The sequence below is a fragment of the Ilumatobacter sp. genome (assembly GCF_039969435.1).
GTDB lineage: Bacteria > Actinomycetota > Acidimicrobiia > Acidimicrobiales > Ilumatobacteraceae > Ilumatobacter_A.
Map to the genome: position 1 here is coordinate 24,392 of NZ_JBDVNU010000037.1, position 22,222 is coordinate 46,613.

Here is a 22,222-nt window from a genome sequence, read left to right on the forward strand (position 1 = left end):
GTGTGCTCAGGCGCTGGGCATCAACACGGCGTCGATGATGTGCACCGTGGCGTTGGCCGTCTGGACGTCGGCACAACCGACGGTCGCCTGACCGTTCACCGAGATGCTGCCGTCCTCAGCGGCCTCGATGGTGATGTCCGCACCGTTGACCGTGGTGACCGAGTCCAGCTCGGCGAGGTCGGCGCTCGAGAGCTGCTCGCCGGCCACGACGTGGAGCGTCAGGACGGAGGTCAGCGTCTCGGTGTCGGCGAGAAGAGCGTCGAGCTCCTCCTGCGAGAAGGCTTCGAACGCGGGGTTCGCCGGGGCGAAGATCGTGAACGGGCCGTCCGAGTTGAGGGTGTCGACCAGGCCGGCTTCGGTCACCGCTGCGACGAGCGTGGACAGAGCCGGGTTGTTCGACGCAGCCGTGGCGGCCGGGTCGTCGGTCATGCCGGCGAAGGAACCCTCGCCGTCAGCCGGAACGGCTGCGCACAGGTCGCCCGACGGCTCGAGAGCAGCGCCCTCTTCCATCGCGCCGTCTTCTTCCATGGCGTCGGTCGTGGCCGGGTCTTCCATCGCGCCGTCTTCTTCCATGGCGTCGGTCGTGGCCGGGTCTTCCATCGCGCCGTCTTCTTCCATGGCGTCGGTGGTAGCGGGGTCTTCCATGGCGTCGGTGGTGGCCGGGTCTTCCATGGCGTCGGTCGTGGCCGGGTCCTCCATGGCGTCGGTGGTGGCCGGGTCTTCCATGGCGTCGGTCGTGACGGTGTCGTCTTCGACGGGCGTCTCGGCGTCGTCGGAGCCGCAGGCGGCCGCGGTCAGAGCGATGGTTGCGCCGAGGACGGCGATCTTCGAGATGTTCTTGCGGTTCTTCATGAGAAGGTGTTCTCGCTTTCGATGTGGGGGTTGTGTCACGCTGCTGCGATATTCCGCAACGTCGTCATCTTTCCCCGCCCCACCCCGCCTAAACCGTCATGACCGAGAACTTGACGGGAGACGTCTGTCACACAAATCGCACACAACGCGCTTCTCCTCGTCACATCAGTCCCAATTTCAGCACTGTCCGCCCACTCTTCGACACTCTCAGAGGTTCTCGGCGAGTGATCCGAGCACGGCGATCCACGCCGGGTGTCGCGGGTCCAGGTTCGAGAAGTGGTCGGCGTCGGGGATCGGGAGGTAGGTCGCATCCATCCCGGCTGCGGTCGCCCGCTCGACGAACGTGACCGACTGACTCGGCGGCACGATGCGGTCGAGTTCTCCGTGGACCGCCACCACCATGGCATCGAACGGCACCATCTCCGTCGGCGACGTGGTGTCGTAGCGCTCGGGGTCGGCGCTGGGACGGACCCCGACGAGGTCGACGCAGGCTGCACCGCCCACGCCCTGCTCCGCACATCCGACGAGGTCGAGCACCCCCGCCTGCGACACGGCGAGGACGGGCCGGACGACAGGGTCGGCGCCGACCGCGCCGGCAGCCAGCGACGACCGACCCGCCGCCCACGCCGCCAGGTGGCCGCCGGCGGAGTGCCCCACCACCGCGATCCGTGCGAGGTCGAGACTCCCGGCGACGTCGTCGGACATTCGCGCCAGGTGGTCGACGGCGGACGCGACGTCCTCGAAGGTCTCGGGATGTCCGCCACCCGCACCGACGCGGCGGTACTCGATGTTCCACACGGCGACGCCCCGCTCCAGCAGCGACGGGATCAGAGGATCCATCAGGTCGAGGAAGAAGCCGTCCCGCCAGAAACCACCGTGGATCAACACCACGACCGGCGCCGGCGAGCCGGCGTCGGACGGGTCGGGCAACCACAGGTCGCCGAAGGCATCGGGGTGGTCGCCGTATTCGATTCTCATCGCTCCTCCAGGTTCTGTCCGTTCCGTCGTGTCGGATCCGCCGCATGCGACGGCGACGATCGCGACGGCGACGGCCGTCGCCACCATCCGCGGACCGATTCCTCTCGTCACGGCGCGGACCGTACCCCATGAGCCACGAGTACGATCCGGCCGTGGGGTGGCGGCTGACGATGCGGTGTCCGGATGCGCCCGGGCTCAGCGTGGGCACGTGCCTCGTCACCGCAGTGCTGTCGGTCACCGCCTGCGGGACCGCGACGGACGACGTGGCCGTCCCCGTCGCCGCCCGTGACCCATCGACCGACACCCGGCCGGCACCGGCTCCCGACGTCTCCGCATCGGCGCCGGGTTCCGACGTCTCCGCTCCGTCCGAGGAACCCTCGTCCCGACGACCCGGCGACACCGCCGCCGAACCCGACCCGGACGCGACATCCGTCACGACGACGGTGGCCGCCTCGACGGCTCCCTCGACCACCGGTCGGCCGACCGCCTCGACGACCACCTCGACGACCATCACGTCGACCACGACCGTCCCACCGGTCGCGTCGACGACCACCATCGCCGCCACGGTCACCACCGTCCCGACGACGACCGTCGCCGCGACGATCACGCTCCCACTCCCCCCTCCCCCGGACCGTGTGCTGTCGGACCCGTTCCTGCACGCATCGAACGCTGCGTTCGATCGCCTCGCGCGCGCCCCCGGCGCGTCGATGACGATCACACGTGGGGGCCAGATCGTGTTCAGCCGGGCGTCGGGGCAGACCATCGACGGACAGCCCGCCACCGGGGACTCCCCGATGGTGGTGGCGAGCGTCAGCAAACTCGTCGTGGCGCTCGCCGTCGCGCGCCTCCACGAGCAGGGCCGGATCGACGCATACGGTCCCGTTCCGTGGGGCGACATCGGTCTCTCGCCGAATCCGGCGTGGAACGACGTGACCGTGCGCGAACTGCTCGATCACACCAGCGGTCTCCCCACGGCCCGGTCCTCGTGGTTCACGGGCGAGGGTGGGTGCCGCGACCACGTGCCGTCGTTGCTGACCCCGCCGCCGCAGGGTCACCGCGGCACCTGGGTGTACTCGAACGGCAACTACTGCCTGCTGGGTCTGCTCGTCGAGCAGCGCACCGGCCTGCCCCTGGACCAGGCTCTGCAACAGCTCGTCTTCGACCCGGTCGGCGCAGGCGGGGTGCACCTCACGTCCGGTGGACTCCAGCTCGGCGACGTGCCGCATTCGGAGGGCGTCGAGCGGCTCTCCCGACTCGGCGGCGCCGGGACGGTGGTCGTGTCGACCGATGACACCGCGCTCGCGTTCGGCCGCCTGACGCCCACCGACCTCTGGGTCCTGCAGCCTCCCGGCGTGTTCACCGACCAGTACGGATGGGGCCACACGGGCACGGTCGACGGCGCCAAGTCGTGCATCTGGGTGCTCGACGGGGGCGACACGGTGGTGTCGGCGACCATCGCCGGGAACACGGTGAGCACGGGTGGCGACGTGTGCGACATCATCGTGCCCGCCATCGCGACCGACCTCGGGATCGGCAGCGCTCGACCCGGTCGCACCCCGTGACGCAGACCCGGGTTTCGACGCATTCGGTCGATCCGCGTGAGTCGCCGCCGGCGCTCGCTGCCGGACCTGCGAGCGTTCAGAGATCCCAGAGTTGACGGGCGGCCGTGATGACGGGTTCGCCGATCTCGCCCGACGTCGCCTCCTCGGGTCGGTAGTTCTCGCCGATCAGGGCGCTCAACGTGGCGCCCGTCGACATCGTGAGCGCCTCGAAGTCGTACCCACCCTCGAGGGCGACGACGGTCCGACGCTCGGGGACGAGTCGCTGCAACCTCACGGCGAGGTCGGCGTAATCGGCGGAACTGAGTTGCAGCGATGCGAGCGGGTCGTTGCGATGAGCGTCGAAACCGGCCGAGATGAGCATCCACGTGGGAGCGAATCGTTCGACCACCGGCGTGATCACCTCGTCGAAGGCACGCCGGAACACGTCGCCGCGCGTTCCGGGCGGGAACGGCAGGTTGAGGTTGGTGAACGGTGCAGCCTCACCGCCGGTCTCGGTGAGGCGACCGGTCCCCGGATAGAGCGGCGACTGGTGCGTCGAGACGTAGAGCACGTTCGGGTCGTCGTAGAAGATGTCCTGCGTGCCGTTGCCGTGATGGACGTCCCAGTCGACGATGGCGACACGCTCGCCGCGATCGACCAGCGCGGCCGCAGCGACGGCGACGTTGTTGAACAGGCAGAAGCCCATCGAGGTAGCCGCCTCGGCGTGGTGGCCGGGCGGCCGACTCGCAGCGAACGCGACGTCGGCGTCGCCGGACTCGAGCGCGTCGACCGCATCGAGCACGGCCCCGGCTGCGCGACGTGCGGTGCCCCACGACCCGGGGACGACGAACGTGTCGCCGTCAATGCTTCCCCCACCGTCCTCGCAGAACGCCCGGATCTTCTCGACGAGCGCGACGTCGTGAACGCGCGTGAGTTCGTCGACCGATGCCTCGCGAGGTCGGACGTAGCGGACCGCGTCGTCGAGTGCGGCAGCCGGAACCCCGGCGAGCGATGCGTCGAGTCGACCCTGGCGTTCGGGGTGACCGCTCGGAGTCGCGTGTTCGTCGAGGTCGGCCGCGGCGAACACTGCAATCGGTCGTTCCACGTCCTCATCGTACGGTCCGACTCCGTGCCTGCCATGCTGGTGCGGTGACCGAGGCGAGCGACAGTTCACCCAGCGACACCGGACCCCGGAACATCTCGCCCCCCGTCGAACAACGCAGCCGATGGGCGACCACGGTCGTCCTCGGCGACGGGGAGACCGCCTTCATCCGTCCCCTCGTCCCCGCCGATCAGCCTGCCCTGCTCGCATTCCACGAGCGCCAGGCTCCCGACAGCCTGTACCGACGATTCTTCTCGCCCAAACCGTCGCTCACCTCCAAGGAACTCGACCACTTCACCAGGGTCGACATGGTCGACCGGGTCGCTCTGGCCGTCGAGGTGCGCGACGAGTTCGTCGCGTGGAGCAGCTACGAGCGGTGGGCGGGACGAGACGAGGCCGAGGCCGCGTTCATGGTCGACGACGAACACCACGGTCGCGGCATCGCCACACTGATGCTGGAGCACCTGGCAGCGATCGCACGCACCAACGGCATCGAGCGCTTCACCGCCGAGGTGCTGAGCGACAACCGCGGGATGCTCGCCGTGTTCGCGAAGGCCGGATGGCCGTTGCAACGCCGCTTCGAGTCGGGCGTGGTCGACCTCGACTGGGAGCTCGCCACGACCGACGAGTTCATCGACACCGTCGAGCGACGTGAGCAGCGGGCCGACTCGCGGGCGGTGGCGCGCATCCTGCTCCCGCGTGCGGTCGCGGTCGTCGGCGCCTCCGACACCGAAGGATCGGTCGGCAGCCTGCTGTGGCGCCACGTCCGATCCAGCGTGACGGTGCCGGTCCATCCGGTCAACCCGCGACTCGAAGATCTCGACGGGCGCCGCTGCTACGGGTCCGTGGCCGACCTGCCGGACGACGTGTCGCTCGCGATCATCGCCGTGCCCACGCGGTCGCTCGAGTCGACGATCGACGCGTGCATCGCCAAACGGATGCGCGGTGCCGTGGTGGTCACCACCGTCGACTCCGCCGGCGATCACGAATCGACCGTCATCGACCTCCCGGCACTCGTCGCCCGCTCTCGTCGCAGCGGTCTGCGACTGATCGGCCCGTCGAGCATGGGCGTGGCCGGCCTGCACGAGGAGGGGCGCCTTCAAGCGGCGCTGGTCGAGGTGACCCTCCCACCCGGAGGCGTCGCCATCTCGATGCAGTCGGGAACGCTGGCAGCGTCGCTGTTGCGGCGAGCAGCCGATCTCGAACTCGGGGTGAGCTGGTTCGTGTCGCTCGGCGACAAGTCCGACGTCTCGGCCAACGACCTGCTGCAGTTCTGGGAGGACGACCAGAACACGAACGTGATCGGGCTCTACACCGAGACGTTCGGCAACGCCCGCAAGTTCGCACGGATCGCCCGACGCGTGTCGCGCACCAAGCCGATCGTCGCCGTGCGAACCGGCGCCGCCGCCGACGGCCAACTCGGAGCCGCTCTCTACAAGCAGGCCGGGCTGATCGAGGTCCCGACCGTGCAGGCGTTGCTCGACACGTGTCGACTGCTCGACGCTCAACCCGTCCTGCACGGTCCGCACATCGCCGTGGTCACCAACTCGACCAGCCCCGGCACGTTCGCTGTGGCGGCGTTGAACCGCGCCGGACTGAGTGCGAGTCTCGCCGACACCGGCCTCGACTGGCGCGCCGACGGGGACGACTACCACCGGGCCATCACGGCGACCCTCGAACGACCCGACATCGACGGAGTGATGGTGATCTTCGCTCCGCCCCTGCCGTCGCATGCCGACGCGATGGGGGCAACCGTCGACACCGCAGCCGCCGGCGCCTCCAAGCCCGTCGTCGCCGTGCTGATCGGCTCGACCGATGGACCGGTGGCTCCCGGCTCGACGGTCCCCGGATTCGCGTTTCCCGAACAGGCCGCCGAAGCGCTGTCCGGATCGTTCCTCTACGGACGGTGGTTGGCGAACGAGGCCGTTTCGGGCCCGATCGAGAGCCGCCCGGTGGACCCACGACGTGCAGCGGAACTGATCTCGACGCTCCTGGCCGAACGCGTCGACGGCGGGGCTGATCGCACCGAGTCGAGCGAAGCCCCCGCATCGACGCCGGCGGTGTCGGTCGGGGTCGACGCGGCGGTCGCGCTGCTCGACTCCTACGGCATCGCGATGCCGCCGACGGCCTCGTCGTCCCACGATGCAGCGGCCGACACCGCCGATCGACTCGGCTACCCGGTGGCGGTCAAGGCTCGCCGCCGCGGCCGCGGTCGATCCGCCGAGGCGGGGATCGCCCTCGATCTCGCCGACGCCGACGACGTCACCGACGCCGTCGCCACGATGAGGGCCTCACTCGGCGACGACGCCGACGTCGTCGTGGTGCAGCAGATGATCGCTCCGGGCATCGACGTGCGGGTCCAGTGCCAACACGACGACCGCCTCGGCGTGATCGTGAACGTCGGGTACGGCGGCATCGACGCCGACCTGATCGACGACCGGTCGAGCAGGATCGCTCCGCTCTCGCCCGCGAGCGCGCTGGCGATGTTGACCGAGACCAAGGTGGGCGAAGCACTGAAACTCGCCGGGTTCGACTCCTCCCCTCTCGTCGACGTCATCGTGCAGGCGGCACAGCTCGGCGCCGAGCAGCGCGACATCGACGAACTCGACCTGAACCCGGTGGTCGTGTCGGCCGACGGCGCACTCGTGACGGACGCGGCGATCACGCTGCGCGACCGGCCTGACGGAGACGGCCCGCTGCGGACCCTCGACTGATCACCGGCGCGGTTCGACGTCGGCCCCCCGACCTTCTCCCGCTCCCCCTCCGGCCGGCGTGCCGATCCGTCAACCGTCGGCGCCGAGATGGTGGAATGGTGGCGTGTTCGAACCCGGCGTCCTGATTCCGTTCGTGCTGTCGGTCGCAGCGCTCGTCGGGTTCTTCGTCTGGTACCGCCGCACGATGAAGGACATGACGGTCGACTCCGAGAGCCGCCCGATTCCCGGCGCACGACTCACCGCCGCTCGGCTACGCGGACTCGCGTCGCCGCCGTGGCGGGTCGTCTACGAGATCGGCCCGAAGCAGTTCGGCGCCGTCGACCACGTGGTGATCGGCCCCAATGGCGTCCTGGCGATCGAGTCGGTGACCACGGATCGCCCGACCGAACCCTCGTCCCTCCCCGCAGCCCGGCTCGTCGCCGACGCCGCGATCGCACGGGGAGCTGTCGCCGACGTGGCGTCTCGCGTCGGGTCCGACTGTCGGACGCTCGTGCGCGTGCACTGGGGCGTGCCGCAACCCGAACTCCCGGCCGGCATCGACGTGGCACCCGGCCTCGTGGCGGTCGAGGGTCAGCGCCTCGTCGAGTGGCTGGTCGCGCTCCCGCCCGGCCCCCTCGGCGCGGCTCAGGTCGACCAGGTGTGGCACGCCGTCACCACGGGAATCGGTCGACCCGACCCGCTCGGCTGATCCGAGCCGCACGCGGACGACGACGTCACCGCCTCGGGCGGGTTCGTTATGGTGCCTCCATGACCACCGCCGAAGAGTTCGAGGGGCCGACCACCGAGTTGCTGCAGGCGTTGATCCGCAACGAGTGCGTCAACGACGGCACGGGCGACACCGGCGGAGAGACCCGCAACTGCGACACGCTCGTCTCGTACCTCGAGGGCATCGGGGTCGACATCGAGACGTTCACCCCACGCGACGGACGCTCGTCGATGATCGCCCGGATCGCCGGCTCGGACCCCGATGCTCCGTCGCTGTGCCTGATGGGCCACACGGACGTGGTGCCGGTCAACGAGGCCGGCTGGAGCAACGACCCCTTCGGCGGCCAGGTGATCCGCAACGCCGACGGACTCGACGAGGTGTGGGGTCGCGGGGCGATCGACATGCTCAACCTGACGTCGTCGATGGCGGTGGCGTTCCGGGCGCTCGCCGACTCCGGGTTCACCCCGAAGGGCGACCTGATCTACTTCGGCGTCGCCGACGAGGAGGCAGGCGGCGTGTGGGGAGCGGAGTGGATGGCCGAGCACCACTGGGATGCGATGAAGGCCGACTACGTGCTGACCGAACTCGGCGGTTGGTCCCACGAGGGCCCTGACGGCGATCGCCAGGTCACCGTGAACGTGGCCGAGAAGGGTCTGGCGTGGCGACGTCTGCGGGTGAAGGGCACCCCCGGGCACGGGTCGATGCCGTTCGGCGCCGACAACGCACTGATCAAGGCCGCCGAGGTGGTGCGCAGGCTGAGCGAGTACCGACCCGCGCCGCACCTCGACGAGGTGTGGGGTGCGCAGGTGGCGTCGATGCGCCTGACCGACGAGCAACGCGACGGTCTGATGGACCCGGCGTCCATCTGGTCGACGCTCGACTCGATGCCGATCCCCCAGGCGCGCACCTGCCACGCGTGCACGCACACCACGTTCTCGCCCAACGTCGCGCACGGTGGGCAGAAGACGAACATGATCCCCGACACGATCGACGTGGAGGTGGACATCCGCACGGTGCCGGGCACGACGAAGGACGACGTGATCGGCCACCTCCGCGCCGCGCTCGGCGACCTGTTCGATCATGTCGAGGTCAGCGAGTTGCAGAACTCGAATCCCACGGCGTCGCCGTTCGGGCCGAGCAACCCGCTGTGGGAGTCGGTCAGGACCCACACGCAGGTCGCCTACCCCGGCGCCAAGCTCGTCCCGGGACTCGTCGTGGGTGGAACCGACGCCCGCTTCTACCGCGAGCGCGGCACCACCGCCTACGGAACCGGCCTCTTCTCGCGATCGATGGACTTCGCCACGTTCGGGTCTCGCTTCCACGGCAACGACGAACGCATCGACATCGAGTCGCTCGGCCTGTCGGCCCGGTACTTCCACGGCATCGCCACCGACCTGCTCGGTTGACCCTCGGCCGCGAACGGTGCCGCCGCCCACGATCGATGCGTCGACTCGGACGTCGCCACGCGGGCTCCTCGGCGTGTCAGTGACGGCCGAACGGGTTGATGGAACGGCTCGTGAACGCGTCCAGCGCCCGCACCACGTCGTGCGCGACGAACCGCTGCGGCCCGCGGCCCGCGCGCTCGATCGCCGACAGCACACCGCGGCGCGCCAGGTCCGTGAGGGCCGACGTGATCGTCGACCTGGTCGCATCGACCAACGGCTCCAGCATCGAGCTGTCCACGACCGGGTGCGCCAACAGCGCAGCCACGACACGATGCGCCACCGCGTCGGCGCGTAGGTCCTCGATCCGCTCGTCCCACAACTCCTTGATCTTCACCACGTCGTCGAACAGGTGGCTGGCGTTGCGCAGAGCCGCGAACGTGGCGTCGGCTCCGAGTTCGATGATCGGGACGAAGTCGCCATGGCGGTACTCGGTGAGTGCCTCGATGTAGCGGTGCTTCTGGGACACGATGCCCGCCGAGATCGGCAGCGTGGCCGACTTCGTCAGACCGTCCCGTCGCAGCAGTGCGTGGATCAGCGCACGTCCGACGCGGCCGTTGCCGTCGGGAAACGGGTGGATCGTCTCGAACTGCGCATGCATCACCATCGCCTGGATGAACACGGGCATGTCCGTACGGTCGATGAAGTTGCACAGGTCTTCGATCGAGTCGAGGATGCGCGGGACCGCCGGCGGCACGAATTCGGCGTCGGGCGGCCCGGCCGAATAGCTGCCGATCCACACCGTCTCGTTGCGCCACCGACCGGCCAACACCGGGTGCGTGTCACGCAGCAGAGCACGGTGGATGCCCAGGATGGTGTCGGGGGTGATGTCGTGGGAGAGGTCGATCGCCACGCTGGTGGCACCCACGTTGCCGATCACGTCAGCGACCGAACGGCCCTGGTCGCTGTCGACCTCGCCGATCAACAGGTCGGGCACCGGTGCAGCGACGTTCTCGATACGCGACGACGCCGACGACTCGATCCGCACGAGCAGCGACTCGAGCGGAGCGAGGGCATCGCCGACGCGCAGGTCGAATGCCGCGATCGCCGTGCGGACGTCCTCGGAGATCAACGCGACCTCGGACGGCAACAGCATCGAGGCGTCGCCGATCTCGGGAACGATCGCCGAGTCGTACCGGTGCTTGCCGGCCGACCGGCGTTCGTCGCCGCCCTGTTCGATCAGCCAGCTGAGACGCTCGAAGGTGACCGCCGGCCATGCCGTGTCGCGGGCCATCACCCACCACCTCCGCTCAACGGAAGAGGTCCCTCTCGGAGTCGCGCAGGACCGGCGCCATCGACGCGTCGTCGTCCGCCTCCCACTCGAATCCGCGCACCACGGCCACGGGCACTCGGCTCGTGTTCCCCTTGACGAGTTCACTCGCTCCGGCGAGTTCGTCGGCGGTGCAGATCTCCTGCACCCGGAACTCGTGCCCGTGGGGATCGTGCTGACCGATGTAGCTGAACAGTGGGTGCATCCCGGCGATTCCGATCGCGATGTCGGTCTGGCCCTCCCGCCACGGTCTCCCGAACGTGTCGGTCATGATCACGGCCACGTCGACGCCCAACTCCGCGAATCGTTCACGCTGGGCGCGACACGTCGCATCGGGGTCGACGGGCAGCGTGAGGATCCGACCGTGGGCCCCACTCGACGACTGGTCCACCCCGGAGTTCGCGCAGCAGAAGCCGTGGTGCGTCTCGGTGATGAGCACCGGACCGATCTGACGGATCACGCGCTTCGACTCGCGCAGCACCACTTCGGTGACACGGGGATCCTTGTCCCACTTCAGCGACCAGCGAGTGGCGAAATCGGACGGCTCGACGTCGTCGAGTTCGACGATGCAGTCCTCGGCCTTCGACACGATCTTCGACGTCACGAGCACGATGTCACCGTCCTGCAACGCATCGCCCTGGTCACCGGCTGCGTCGTGGATCATCTCGGCGAGATCCATGCCCGGGGTGATCTCGGGGAGACCGTCGATGCCGAACACGCTCAGTCGCGCCATCGCTCAGGTGTCCAAGCCGGAGAGGAAGTCGACGATCGCCGCGTTGACCGGGCCGGGGTTGGTGAGGTTGGCGGCGTGAGCGCCACCGACCTTCACCACGTCGCCGGCGCCCGGCAGGCCGGCGGCGAGGGCCTCGGCCTGTTCCATGGTGATCGCCGTGTCCTCGGTGCCGTGGATCACGATGGCCGGACACGTGATCTCACCGAGGCGATCGGTGATGTCCTCACGTCCGAGCAGGCACGCACTGGCGGCCCGCATCCCCTCCCGCCCGGCGCGCTCGTCGAGTTCCTTCCACTTCGCGATCCACTCGGCGTTCGCTTCGGGCTCGGCGATGATGATGTTCGCGATGATCTCGGTGAGTTCGTCGACGGGGCCGGCCGCGACCCACGTGTCCATCATCTGCTGGTATCCCTCCATGACCTCCGGATGCTCGCCACCGGACTGCGTGTCCAACAGGATCAACGCTCGGACGCGGTCGGGTGCCGTGAGCGCGGCGCGCAACGAGAGGAATCCGCCCTGACTCATTCCACCGAGCACGGCGCGCTCGATGCCGAGGTGGTCGAGCAGTCCCAGGCAGTCCGCAGCGGAGTCCCAGTAGGTGAAGGGCTCGCCGTCGAACTGGGTCAGGCCGAACCCCCGCTCGTCCCACGTGATCACCCGGTGGGCGTCTCGCAGGGCCTCGACCTGGTGGACGAACATCTCTCCGCTCATCATGAAGCCGTGCGACAGGATCACCGGCGGGCCGTCTCCACCGGTGTCGGTGTAGTGGATCTGCTGGCCGTTGACGGTCGCTGTGGGCATGGCGCCGAAACTAGTCCGCTACGCAACCGGTCGAAGGTGCCCGGCGCCTCGCACCGGTGTCAGCAGTCGTTGTCCTCGTCGGTCTTCACCACCGACAGCACGGCCTCGTTCTCGCCGATCGGTTCACCGGGCTCGGGGTCCTGTGCGACGACGATCCAGTTGCGGTCGAAGAGCTGGCGCCGACCGTCGCCGGTGGCGTCGACGCTCCTGGAGAAGAACACGCCGCGATCCTGGATCTCGTTCTGTGCGTCCTGGAGGCCCATGCAGACCACGTCGGGCATCCGTCCGTCCTCGGGATCGTCGCCACCGAAGGGGTTCGCGCCCTCGTCGTCCGACCCGGCATCGTCGGATTCCGATCCGGCGCGGTCGTCGGCGGACGTCCCGTCGGCGGGCGAGTCGGAGCTGGCATCGGCCGTCGACGCGCCGCTCGCGTCGACACCGCCGATCTCTGCCTGCACGATCTCCACCTCGCCGTCGTCGTCGGTGTCTTCCAGTCGGATCGGGTCACCGCTGAAGTCGTCGGGCGGCACCGTGACCACCAGGTCGTCGAGTCGGCCCAGGGTCACGGGCGTCGAGTCCGAGGTGACGGTCGAATCGTCGTCGCTGCCACATCCTGCGGCCAGCAGCACGGCCACGATCGACGCACCCACGATCATCCGTCCTGCCATCGCCACGGTCTACCACCCGATCTGCGTGGAGCCCGCCCGCTCGGGCAGACTGCCCGGATGAGTGACGAGCGCTTCGTGTCCGAGATCTTCGACCCCCAGGCGTGGGCGGCCGTCCCCGGCTTCGACTTCACCGACATCACCTACCACCGGGCGATCGGTGACGGCGCAGACGGTGCGGTCGTGCGGATCGCGTTCGACCGTCCCGAGATCCGCAACGCCTTCCGGCCCCACACCGTCGACGAACTCTTCCAGGCGCTCGACCATGCGCGCATGTCGACCGACGTCGGCTGTGTCCTGCTCACGGGCAACGGGCCGTCGCCGAGGGACGGCGGATGGGCGTTCTGTTCGGGGGGCGATCAACGCATCCGCGGCAAGGACGGCTACAAGTACACCCGCCCGGAGGGCGCCGACGGAGCGTTGGGGACCACGGCCGACTCGATCGAGCCGGGTCGGGCGGGGCGCCTCCACATCCTCGAGGTGCAGAGGCTGATCCGGTTCATGCCCAAGGTGGTCATCTGTGTCGTGCCGGGCTGGGCTGCGGGCGGCGGGCACTCGCTGCACGTCGTGGCCGACCTGACGCTGGCCAGCACCGAACACGCACGTTTCAAGCAGACCGACGCCGATGTGGCGAGTTTCGACGGTGGCTTCGGCTCGGCCTACCTCGCCCGCCAGGTCGGTCAGAAGTTCGCTCGGGAGATCTTCTTCCTGGGTGACGAGTACTCGGCCGACGACATGGTCGCCATGGGTGCCGTCAACAAGTCGGTCCCCCACGACCAGCTCGAGGCGGTCGCGTTGGAGTGGGGTCGCACGATCTGTCGCAAGAGCCCCACGGCGCAACGCATGCTGAAGTACTCGTTCAACCTGATCGACGACGGACTCGTCGGTCAACAGATCTTCGCGGGTGAAGCCACTCGTCTCGCGTACGGCACCGACGAAGCCGCCGAGGGTCGCGACAGCTTCCTGGAGAAGCGCGAACCCGACTGGTCCCCGTACCCCTACCACTTCTGATCGCGTGACCGTCGCGCGGTCGTACGCCCGAGATCGGTCGGTCCCGGGGTTCGCTGGCAGACTCCCCTCGTGTCCGAACCCGTGGTGATCGTCGTCGAGGACCCCGACGACGAACGCTTCACCCAGTTCAGGCTGAACGAGCGGGGCCTCGCCAGCCGGGCGGACAAGCGTGACGATGCAGGGGCCGGACTGTTCCTCGCCGAAGGCGATCTCGTGGTGCAACGGGCGCTGGGAGCCGGGTGCCGACCGGTCGCCGCCCTCGTCGACATCGCCCGGATCCCACCGGTGGCCGACGCCTTGACGTGCCCGGTCTACGCCGGGGGCGAGCACGTGCGTCAGGTGGTCTCGGGTCTCGGGATGCCGCAGTCGATCATCGCGCTCTTCCACCGTCCGGCCCGGCCCACCGTTGCCGACCTCGCCGCGCGATGCCGTCGACTCGTCGTCCTCGAAGCCGTCGACAACCCCGCCAACGTGGGTGCGATCATCCGCAACGCAGCGGGTCTCGGTTGGGACGGTCTGATCCTGGACCACACCAGTGCCGACCCGCTCGCCCGCCGGTCGCTGCGCGTCGCGATGGGCACGGCCTTCGCTCTTCCGCACGCGAGAACCGTGTCCCTGGCCCGCGATCTGCGTGCGCTCGACGGCGTCGAGCTGTACGCGATGACGCCGTCACCGGGATCTCGACCACTCGACGAGGTGACGCCGGGCGAACGTGCTGCCGTGCTGATCGGTTCCGAGCGCGCCGGTCTCTCCGACGAGCTGCTCGCGCTCGCCACGCCGGTGAAGATCCCGATGCACGGTGGCGTCGACTCGCTCAATGCTGCGGCTGCATCGGCCATCGCCTGCTGGGCGCTCCGCTGACACGCGGAGCCGTGATGCCGTTTCCTCGACCACCCCGTCGACCGTCTGGCGCTCGACGACATTCGAGATAGACACGTCTGATGTCGTCGGTTCTCTTGTTGTCGTGCCCGGACCAGCAGGGGGTGGTCGCCGCCACTGCCGCAGCGATCGCGGCGCACGGCGCGAACATCATCCACGCCGAGCAGTACGTCAAGGCTGACGTCGGTGACGACGGATCGGTGTTCTTCCAGCGTCTCGTGTTCGACCTCGTCCGCCCGGGCACCTCGCCCGAATCGTTCCTCGACGCGTTCGCACCGGTCGCGACGCGCTTCGACATGACCGTCGACCTCCGCGACCTCTCCACGCCCACGCCCACGGCGATCATGTGCTCCAAGCAGCCGCACTGTCTCTACGACCTGCTCACCCGCTGGCGCAGCGGTGAGCTCCCGATGGACCTGCGGGTCGTGATCTCCAACCACGACGACCACCGCAACATCGCCGAGCACATGGGCGTCCCCTTCGTCCACCTCCCGGTCACCAAGGAGACCAAGCCGGATCAGGAGGCACAGGTGCTGGCGACGCTCGAGGAGCACGGCGTCGATCTGGTCGTGATGGCCCGGTACATGCAGATCCTGAGCGACGACTTCATCGGCCGCTTCCCGATGAGGATCATCAACATCCACCACTCGTTCCTGCCGGCGTTCGTCGGCGCCAACCCGTACCGCCAGGCGCACGAGCGCGGCGTCAAACTGATCGGTGCCACGGCCCACTACGCCACCGCCGAACTCGACGAGGGGCCGATCATCTCCCAGGACACCCAACACGTCACCCACCGTGAGACCGTCGCCCAGTTGACCGCCGCCGGGCGCGACGTCGAGACCAACGTGCTCGCCCGGGCGGTCCGCGCGCACCTCGAGCACCGGGTCGCGACCCACGGCAACAAGACCATCGTCTACAACTGAGCCGGGCGGCCCGGCACACGCCCGCACCGGCGAGGACGTCGGAGCGGCGGCTCGGTCGCGGCCCGCACAGCTCAGCCGGTGGCGGAGCGGGCGGCACGACGGCTGCGCCGCGAGGGGGCGCCCGACGGCTCCCACGTGAATCGCTTGATCGCGATCAGGAGCCCCACGGCTCCCCACGCCGCGACGAATGCGAGGCGTCCCGGTGAGAACCCGGATCCGTCGACGAACGGGTTGAAGCAGTCCTGGAACGCATTGACGAAGGGCTTGAGCGGGAAGATGCTCGCCACCGTGTGCAGGAATCCGCCGTCGTCGGTCGCGATGAACACGTCGGAGATGAAGGCCAGCGGAAGGATCGTGGCGTTGACCATCGCCGCCGACGACGAGGCGGTCTTGATCACCGACACCAACGCCATTCCGAGTGCTGCGAACGACGCGACACCCACGAGCAGCGTGACCGCGGCCGCCGGCATCTTCACCCACTCGATCGACAGGTCGTACAGCACCACGCCCATCACCAGCATCAGGATCACGCTCGCGACGGCGATGACGATCGAGGAGAGGATCAGGCCGGAGAGGTACGCCCACGTGGGCAGCGGCGTGCTGCGCCAGCGCTTGAGGATTCCTTCGTCGCGCCGGATCGGGACCATGTTGCCCAGGTTGCTGTAGGTCGCCGACACCGCCGTGTACGCGGCGAGACCGCCGGTGTAGAACTGGCGGATCGGCCACTCGCCGTCGCCTGCCTCGATCGACTGGTCGCCGAACAGCGCGTTGAACAGGACGAGCATCACGATCGGCAGGATCAGCGTGAAGAACAGCGCCACCGGGACCCGGAAGAAGTAGAGGATCTGGTAGCGGGTCTGGCGGACGATCAACGCGACCGTCGACGGGAAGTCGTTCACGTCGCCTCCGTGTCCCGTTCGGTGAGCTGCAGGAAGACCTCTTCGAGGCTCGCCCGCTTCACCGACAGGCCTTCCAGTTCGATGTCGTTGTCGACCGCCCAGCCCGTCAGTCGGTGGACGATCTGCGTCGACCTGTCGACCGTGGCCTCGACGAAACGACCCGACAGTCTCACCTCGTGGCCGAGGATCGACCCGAACGTCGCGGCGGCGCCGCCGGCGGCCACCGTCGGCGGCAGTTGGAAGCTGACGACGGTGCCGCTGATCCCGTCGATCAGCTCCGACGGCGTTCCTTCGGCGATCATCCTGCCGTTCGCCAGGACGCCGACCCGGTCGGCCAGATGCTCGGCCTCGTCGAGGTAGTGCGTCGTGAGCAGCACGGTGGGTCCCACCGTCTCCGAGTTGTTCGATCAGGTCCCACGAGAGGCGACGCGCCGACGGGTCGAATCCCGTCGTCGGCTCGTCGAGGAACAGGACATCGGGTGTGCCGATGATGCCCAGCGCGAGGTCGACACGCCTCCGTTGACCACCGGACAGCGATCCGATGCGCTCGTCGACCTTGTCGTCCAGCCCCACGAGACCGATCACCTCGTCGAGCGACCGCGGAGTGCGGTACACGCTCCCGTAGAGGTCGATCGCTTCACGCACCGTGAACTCGTTCTCCACACCCGACGACTGCAACACCACGCCGATGCGATCGCGGAACTCGCGGTCGGCCCGGGACGGGTCGAATCCGAGGACCGACACCTCACCCGACGTCGCGGTCCGGTGGCCCTCGAGGATCTCGACGGCGGTGGACTTGCCGGCCCCGTTGTGCCCGAGCAGGGCGTACACCTCACCGGGCTCGACCCGGAAGCTCACACCGTCGACCGCGTGGATGTCTCCGTAGTGCTTGTGCAGGTCCCGGACCTCGAGCGCAGCCATCGCCTCCGACGCTATCCCTGCCCGCTACTGCGACTTGCGCGGATCGGACGACGAGATCGGCAGTCCGGTGTCGTTGCGCAGGTGTTCGGCGGACGGCACGAAGTACGCCATCAGTTCGTCCGCGACGCCGTCGGGGACCCACGGCTCGGCGCAGGCGATCCGGACGGCCGCCGCCATGTGCTCGAGCCACCGGTCGCGTTCGAGCGGGCCGACGTGGAACGGAAAGTGCCGCATCCGCAGCTTGGGATGACCACGCTCCTCCATGTAGGTCGAGGGCCCACCCCAGTACTGGACGAGGAACACCGTGAGACGGTGACGGGCACCCGTCAGGTCGGGCTGCTCCGGGTACAGCGGGAGCAGCACGTCGTCGGTGGCGACCCCGTCGTAGAAGGCGTCGACGAGTCGTTCGAAGAATGCCATCGAGTCACCGGACTCGTCGGCCACCCTGGAAAACAACGAAGACACCGTGTCGGACACGGCGTCAACGTTACTGCCGCAGGGGAGACGACAGATTCTGGGGGATTGATCCGGCGCACGGACGGCGCCGGCGGGCGATCAGATCGCCGATGCGTCGAACTTGCGGTACTCGATCAGTTCGTCGGCCTGGAGGACGAAGGGCGTCGAGTCGTCGCACGGGTCGAGAATCACGAAATCGTCCGTCGCGAGGAGCACCAGCACGGTCATCACGTCGTCGTGGGCGGCCTTGGTGCGGACCTCGATCACGTCGCCCGCTTCGAGTTGTTCCATCAGGAGGGTGGTCATTCTTCGCTCTCTTCGATCGTGTTCGAGGTGATTGTTCGCCTCGCAATGTTCTTCGGATGCAACGTCTGGTTCCTTGAGGATCTTCCCCGCAGATCCTCGCCAAACGGTGAACACGGTCACACCCGAGAGCGACCTGGAATGCTCACTCGAACTGCGGTGCGACCCAGTCCGGGAACACGTCGGGCAGTTCCTCGCTCACGCTGTTGGTGTACGAGGCCGACCGCTTCTCCAGGAAGCTCTCGACTCCCTCGCGGGCATCGGCGCTCGGACCGCGCAGTGCGATCCCGCGTGAATCGGCGCGATGGGCTTCCATCGGATGACTCGCTCCGAGCATCCGCCACAGCATCTGACGGGTCAGAGCGACCGACACCGGAGCCGAGTTCTCGGCGATGTCCGCAGCGATCGCGCGTGCCGCCGGCAGCAGGTCGTCGGCGGCGTGCACGCTGCGCACCAGGCCACCCGCGTGTGCTTCGTCGGCCGGGAAGACTCGACCCGAGTAGCACCACTCGGCGGCCTGGCTGATGCCGACCAGTCGTGGCAGGAACCACGACGAGCACGCTTCGGGAACGATGCCGCGGCGAGCGAACACGAATCCGAACCTGGCGTGTTCGCTGGCGAGGCGGATGTCCATCGGCAGCGTCATCGTGACACCGACACCCACGGCCGCTCCGTTGATCGCACCGATCACGGGCTTCTTCGAGTCGTAGATCCGCAGGCTGACCAGACCTCCCCCGTCGCGAGGGACGCCGATGTCGGTCTGCACGTCGCTGCCACCCTTCGCGAACGTCTCCCCTCCGCCACCGAGGTCGGCGCCGGCACAGAAGCCACGCCCGGCGCCGGTGACGATCACGGCACGGACGTCGTCGTCCGCATCGGTGTGATCGAAGGCGTCGATGATCTCGTTCATCATCGTTCCCGTGAAAGCGTTGAGCCGATCGGGCCGGTTCAGCGTGATCGTCGCCACGTGGTCGGTGACATCGAACAGGATCTGCGTGTACTCCATGCGAGAGACCGTAGGAGATCGTCCGTTCCCGCCCGGCACCGGGCCCCCACCGACGAGGCGGAGCGACGACTCAGACGTCGAGGAACTTGGAGGCGGCGATGCCCGAGCCGATGGCTCCCGCGATGGCGCCGATCGCGAGCATGATCAGCATCACGAACTTGTCGTAGCCGTTCGTGATCACGAGCGCGGCGAATCCACTGTTCGGCGGGAAGCCCTGCACGCCGTCGGTCCACTGCGAGTTCCACGCGAAGAGACCCACCGATGCCAATGCGCCGCCGATCACTCCATGCAACAGGCCTTCGAGCATGAACGGGACGCGGATGAACCAGTCGGTCGCGCCGACCAGCTTCATCACCTCGATCTCGCGCCGTCGCGCGAAGATCGCGGTCCGAATCGTGTTCCAGATCAGCAGGATCGCAGCGAGCAACAAGAAGCCCGACAGCAGGAAGAGCCGGAACCCGAAGAACGACTGCAGCTGCTCGATGAGTGAGATCTGGTCCTCGGCGAAGACCACCTCGAACACCCCGGGTCCCTCGGCGAAGGCGTCGGTGACCTGGCGCAGCAGGGCCACGTCGGTCGCCTCGGTCGGGACGGCCTTGTACTGGGTGGGGATGTTGTCCGCGGTGATCAGGTCGCGCGTGCCCGGCTCGGCGGCGAGGACACGATCGCGTTCGGCGAGCGAGCAGTCCACGTCGCAGTACGTCCACGACTCGATGAACTGGTTGTTGCCGTCGAGGTTCGCCTCGATCAACGCGCGCTGGTCCGCAGTGACGTCGGGACGCATGAAGATGATCATCTCCACGCCGCCCTCCCACTTGGAGAGCAGGTTGTCGAAGCCTTCCTGACTGAGGAGCGTGAGGCCGACGCCGAGCAGCGAGATCGCCGCGGTGATGATCGAGGCGACCGTCAGCGTGGCGTTGCGCCGGAAGCTGTCGAACGTCTCACGGAAGATGTAGCGGACGCGGGAGAGCATCAGGAATCAGAGCTTTCTGTCGCAGATCGGTTCGGCATCGCGATCACTCGTAGACGCCGCGCGCCTGGTCACGGACGATGATGCCGCGGTCGAGCTGGATGACGCGCTTGCGCATCGTGTTCACGATGCGCTGGTCGTGGGTGGCCATGACGATCGTGGTGCCGGTCTTGTTGATGCGGTCGAGCAGGCGCATGATGCCCTCGCCGGTGGCCGGGTCGAGGTTGCCGGTGGGCTCGTCGGCGAGCAGGATCAGCGGCCGGTTGACGAAGGCCCGTGCGATGGACACGCGCTGTTGTTCACCGCCCGACAATTGGTTCGGCATGCGCTCCTCCTTGCCGGCGAGGCCGACGAGGTCGAGCACGGCGGGGACCTGCTGCTTGATGACGTGCTTGGGGCGACCGATCACCTCTTGGGCGAAGGCGACGTTCTCGAACACGTTTTTCTCCAGGAGCAGCTTGTAGTCCTGGAAGATGTTGCCGATGTTGCGGCGCAGCATCGGGATGCGCCCACCGGGGAGGTCGACGATGTTGCGTCCTGCGACCCACACGGCACCGCGTTCGGGTCGGTCCTGGCGGTTGAGCATCCGCAGCAGCGTGGACTTGCCCGAGCCCGACGGACCGACGAGGAAGACGAACTCGCCCTTGGCGACGTCGAAGCTGGCGTCCTTGACGGCCACCACTTCGGTGGAATAGCTCTTGGTGACGTTTTCGAGTCTGATCATGAGATGTGGTTCCCGCCTGGATGGGCTGGAACACGGTACCGCTCCCCCACCTGCGAGGCGCGGCACCCCGACATGACGCCTGCCACCAGACCACACGGTGTCAGCCGTCGTCGACGGGGTGAACGGTGTCAGACGTCGTTCACCGCAGTCAACGGTCGGCGGTCGTCGTGGCGGGGTGAACGACGTCTGACACCGGTCACCCCGTTTGCGGGTCAGTCGTCGTCGGTGCCGGCACGACGCATCTGGAGATAGCCCTCGATGAGGAAGTCGATGTCGCCGTCGAGCACTCCCTGCACGTTGGCGGTCTCCAGTTCGGTACGCAGGTCCTTGACCATCTGGTACGGCTGCATCACGTAGCTGCGGATCTGGCTGCCCCAACCGACCTGGGCCTGCTTGCCTGCGATCGCGTCGAGTTCGGCCTGGCGTTCCTCTTCGACCTTGGCGGCGATCATGCTCTTCAGGCGACCCATCGCACGCTCACGGTTCTGGAGCTGGCTGCGCTCCTCCTGCGAACTCGCGACCAGCCCGGTCGGATGGTGGATGTAGCGCACCGCCGACGACGTCTTGTTGATGTGCTGACCACCGGCTCCGGACGCACGGAAGACCTGCATCTCGATGTCGGACTCGTCGATCTCGAGGTCGACGTCCTCGAGCAGCGGCCACACCTGCACTGCAGCGAACGATGTCTGGCGACGACCCTGGTTGTCGAACGGGCTGATCCGCACGAGGCGGTGCGTGCCCCGCTCGGCGGTCATCAGACCGTAGGCGTACCGGCCGGAGATGGTGACCTCGGCCGACATGATCCCCGCCTCGGCCCCTTCGCTCACGCCGTTGAGCGTGATCTCGAAGCCCCGCCGCTCGCACCACTTCTCGTACATCCGCAGGAGCATCTCGGAGAAGTCCTGGGCGTCGACGCCGCCGTCCTTCGCGTTGATCTGCACGATGCAGTCGGCGTCGTCGTGCTCACCGGTGAACAGGCTGCGCAGTTCGAGCTTGCCGAGTTGGTCCGCCACCGCTGCGATCTCGGACTCGATCTCGGGCTCCTGGCTCGCGTCGTCGTCGTCACGTGCGAGTTCGTGGAGCACCTCGATGTCGCCGACCTGCTGGGACAGTGCATCGAACGTGTCGAGATCGTCCTTGAGGTTGGCGTACTCGGTGTTCAGCCTGCGGGCGTTGTCCTGGTCGTCCCACAGCGCCGGGTCGGCGATCTCGGCTTCCAGGACCGCGAAGCGTTCGCGGTTCTCGGCGATGGCCAGGTACGACGCGGCCTCGCCGATGCGGCGCTGGACGTCGGCGATGTCGGAGGAGAAGTCACGCATGTGATGT

At 68.1% G+C, this 22,222-nt stretch carries 22 protein-coding genes and 1 pseudogene; 7 read left to right on the top strand and 16 right to left on the bottom strand.

The window, feature by feature from the left end:
* Nucleotides 1-6: 6 nt before the first annotated feature.
* Nucleotides 7-852 carry a fasciclin domain-containing protein gene (locus ABJK40_RS20935; protein WP_348510391.1) on the bottom strand — a complete coding sequence of 282 codons (846 nt, stop codon included), beginning with the start codon at nt 850-852 and terminating at the stop codon, nt 7-9.
* A 207-nt stretch (nt 853-1,059) separates the two neighbouring features.
* Entirely contained in the window at nt 1,060-1,941 is an 882-nt protein-coding gene (locus ABJK40_RS20940) for an alpha/beta fold hydrolase (protein WP_348481037.1), read from the bottom strand.
* A gap of 41 nt (nt 1,942-1,982) precedes the next feature.
* Here ABJK40_RS20940 and ABJK40_RS20945 point away from each other — a divergent pair, with 41 nt between their 5' ends.
* Nucleotides 1,983-3,392, top strand: coding sequence for a serine hydrolase (locus tag ABJK40_RS20945; RefSeq protein WP_348481036.1), 1,410 nt, complete (start codon nt 1,983-1,985; stop codon nt 3,390-3,392).
* Between the two features lie 76 nt (nt 3,393-3,468).
* Here the strand turns inward: ABJK40_RS20945 and ABJK40_RS20950 are convergent, their stop codons facing one another.
* Entirely contained in the window at nt 3,469-4,476 is a 1,008-nt protein-coding gene (locus ABJK40_RS20950) for a histone deacetylase (RefSeq protein ID WP_348481035.1), read from the bottom strand.
* A gap of 44 nt (nt 4,477-4,520) precedes the next feature.
* On the opposite strand from ABJK40_RS20950, the gene ABJK40_RS20955 reads away from it, so the two are divergent.
* The 3 genes from ABJK40_RS20955 (at nt 4,521) to ABJK40_RS20965 (ending at nt 9,299) form a co-directional block, all read left to right on the top strand.
* Nucleotides 4,521-7,187: a GNAT family N-acetyltransferase gene (locus tag ABJK40_RS20955; RefSeq protein ID WP_348481034.1), complete on the top strand. Its 2,667-nt coding sequence runs from the start codon at nt 4,521-4,523 to the stop codon at nt 7,185-7,187.
* A 103-nt stretch (nt 7,188-7,290) separates the two neighbouring features.
* Nucleotides 7,291-7,875: a hypothetical protein gene (locus tag ABJK40_RS20960; protein ID WP_348481033.1), complete on the top strand. Its 585-nt coding sequence runs from the start codon at nt 7,291-7,293 to the stop codon at nt 7,873-7,875.
* Nucleotides 7,876-7,934: 59 nt separating this feature from the next.
* On the top strand, nt 7,935-9,299 hold the full coding sequence (locus tag ABJK40_RS20965; protein ID WP_348481032.1) for a M20/M25/M40 family metallo-hydrolase: 1,365 nt from the start codon (nt 7,935-7,937) through the stop codon (nt 9,297-9,299).
* 76 nt (nt 9,300-9,375) lie between these two features.
* Here ABJK40_RS20965 and ABJK40_RS20970 read toward each other — a convergent pair whose 3' ends face one another.
* Genes ABJK40_RS20970 through ABJK40_RS20985 form a run of 4 tightly spaced genes read right to left on the bottom strand, consistent with a single transcriptional unit; the run spans nt 9,376 to nt 12,807 of the window.
* Nucleotides 9,376-10,569 carry a Fic family protein gene (locus ABJK40_RS20970; RefSeq protein ID WP_348481031.1) on the bottom strand — a complete coding sequence of 398 codons (1,194 nt, stop codon included), beginning with the start codon at nt 10,567-10,569 and terminating at the stop codon, nt 9,376-9,378.
* Nucleotides 10,570-10,585: 16 nt separating this feature from the next.
* Nucleotides 10,586-11,338 carry a coenzyme F420-0:L-glutamate ligase gene (cofE, locus tag ABJK40_RS20975; RefSeq protein WP_348481030.1) on the bottom strand — a complete coding sequence of 251 codons (753 nt, stop codon included), beginning with the start codon at nt 11,336-11,338 and terminating at the stop codon, nt 10,586-10,588.
* Nucleotides 11,339-11,341: 3 nt separating this feature from the next.
* Nucleotides 11,342-12,139, bottom strand: a complete 798-nt coding sequence (locus ABJK40_RS20980; RefSeq protein ID WP_348481029.1) for an alpha/beta hydrolase — start codon at nt 12,137-12,139, stop codon at nt 11,342-11,344.
* Nucleotides 12,140-12,198: 59 nt separating this feature from the next.
* Nucleotides 12,199-12,807, bottom strand: coding sequence for a hypothetical protein (locus ABJK40_RS20985; protein ID WP_348481028.1), 609 nt, complete (start codon nt 12,805-12,807; stop codon nt 12,199-12,201).
* 57 nt (nt 12,808-12,864) lie between these two features.
* On the opposite strand from ABJK40_RS20985, the gene ABJK40_RS20990 reads away from it, so the two are divergent.
* From ABJK40_RS20990 to purU, 3 genes are all read left to right on the top strand, one after another.
* A complete protein-coding gene (locus ABJK40_RS20990; protein WP_348481027.1) occupies nt 12,865-13,815 on the top strand; it encodes a 1,4-dihydroxy-2-naphthoyl-CoA synthase in 951 nt (316 codons plus the stop codon).
* 69 nt (nt 13,816-13,884) lie between these two features.
* Nucleotides 13,885-14,676, top strand: a complete 792-nt coding sequence (locus ABJK40_RS20995; RefSeq protein WP_348481026.1) for an RNA methyltransferase — start codon at nt 13,885-13,887, stop codon at nt 14,674-14,676.
* A 77-nt stretch (nt 14,677-14,753) separates the two neighbouring features.
* Nucleotides 14,754-15,617, top strand: a complete 864-nt coding sequence (gene purU / locus ABJK40_RS21000; RefSeq protein WP_348481064.1) for a formyltetrahydrofolate deformylase — start codon at nt 14,754-14,756, stop codon at nt 15,615-15,617.
* A 71-nt stretch (nt 15,618-15,688) separates the two neighbouring features.
* On the opposite strand, the gene ABJK40_RS21005 is transcribed toward purU, so the two are convergent.
* From ABJK40_RS21005 to prfB, 9 genes and pseudogenes are all read right to left on the bottom strand, one after another.
* A complete protein-coding gene (locus ABJK40_RS21005; protein WP_348481063.1) occupies nt 15,689-16,516 on the bottom strand; it encodes an ABC transporter permease in 828 nt (275 codons plus the stop codon).
* Entirely contained in the window at nt 16,513-16,905 is a 393-nt protein-coding gene (locus tag ABJK40_RS21010; RefSeq protein WP_348481065.1) for a hypothetical protein, read from the bottom strand. The genes ABJK40_RS21005 and ABJK40_RS21010 overlap by 4 nt, the downstream gene beginning before the upstream one ends.
* A 118-nt stretch (nt 16,906-17,023) precedes the next feature.
* A pseudogene (locus ABJK40_RS21015) lies at nt 17,024-17,437 on the bottom strand (ABC transporter ATP-binding protein); the annotation flags it as partial.
* A 24-nt stretch (nt 17,438-17,461) separates the two neighbouring features.
* Complete coding sequence (locus tag ABJK40_RS21020; RefSeq protein WP_348481025.1) at nt 17,462-17,857, bottom strand: globin; 396 nt, start codon at nt 17,855-17,857, stop codon at nt 17,462-17,464.
* Nucleotides 17,858-17,992: 135 nt separating this feature from the next.
* Nucleotides 17,993-18,199 carry a hypothetical protein gene (locus ABJK40_RS21025; RefSeq protein WP_348481024.1) on the bottom strand — a complete coding sequence of 69 codons (207 nt, stop codon included), beginning with the start codon at nt 18,197-18,199 and terminating at the stop codon, nt 17,993-17,995.
* A gap of 142 nt (nt 18,200-18,341) precedes the next feature.
* Entirely contained in the window at nt 18,342-19,202 is an 861-nt protein-coding gene (locus tag ABJK40_RS21030) for a crotonase/enoyl-CoA hydratase family protein (RefSeq protein ID WP_348481023.1), read from the bottom strand.
* Nucleotides 19,203-19,272: 70 nt separating this feature from the next.
* Nucleotides 19,273-20,175, bottom strand: a complete 903-nt coding sequence (locus tag ABJK40_RS21035) for an FtsX-like permease family protein (RefSeq protein ID WP_348481022.1) — start codon at nt 20,173-20,175, stop codon at nt 19,273-19,275.
* Nucleotides 20,176-20,218: 43 nt separating this feature from the next.
* Nucleotides 20,219-20,896, bottom strand: a complete 678-nt coding sequence (gene ftsE, locus ABJK40_RS21040) for a cell division ATP-binding protein FtsE (RefSeq protein WP_348481021.1) — start codon at nt 20,894-20,896, stop codon at nt 20,219-20,221.
* Nucleotides 20,897-21,108: 212 nt separating this feature from the next.
* Nucleotides 21,109-22,215: a peptide chain release factor 2 gene (gene prfB / locus ABJK40_RS21045; RefSeq protein ID WP_348481020.1), complete on the bottom strand. Its 1,107-nt coding sequence runs from the start codon at nt 22,213-22,215 to the stop codon at nt 21,109-21,111.
* Nucleotides 22,216-22,222 lie beyond the last annotated feature (7 nt).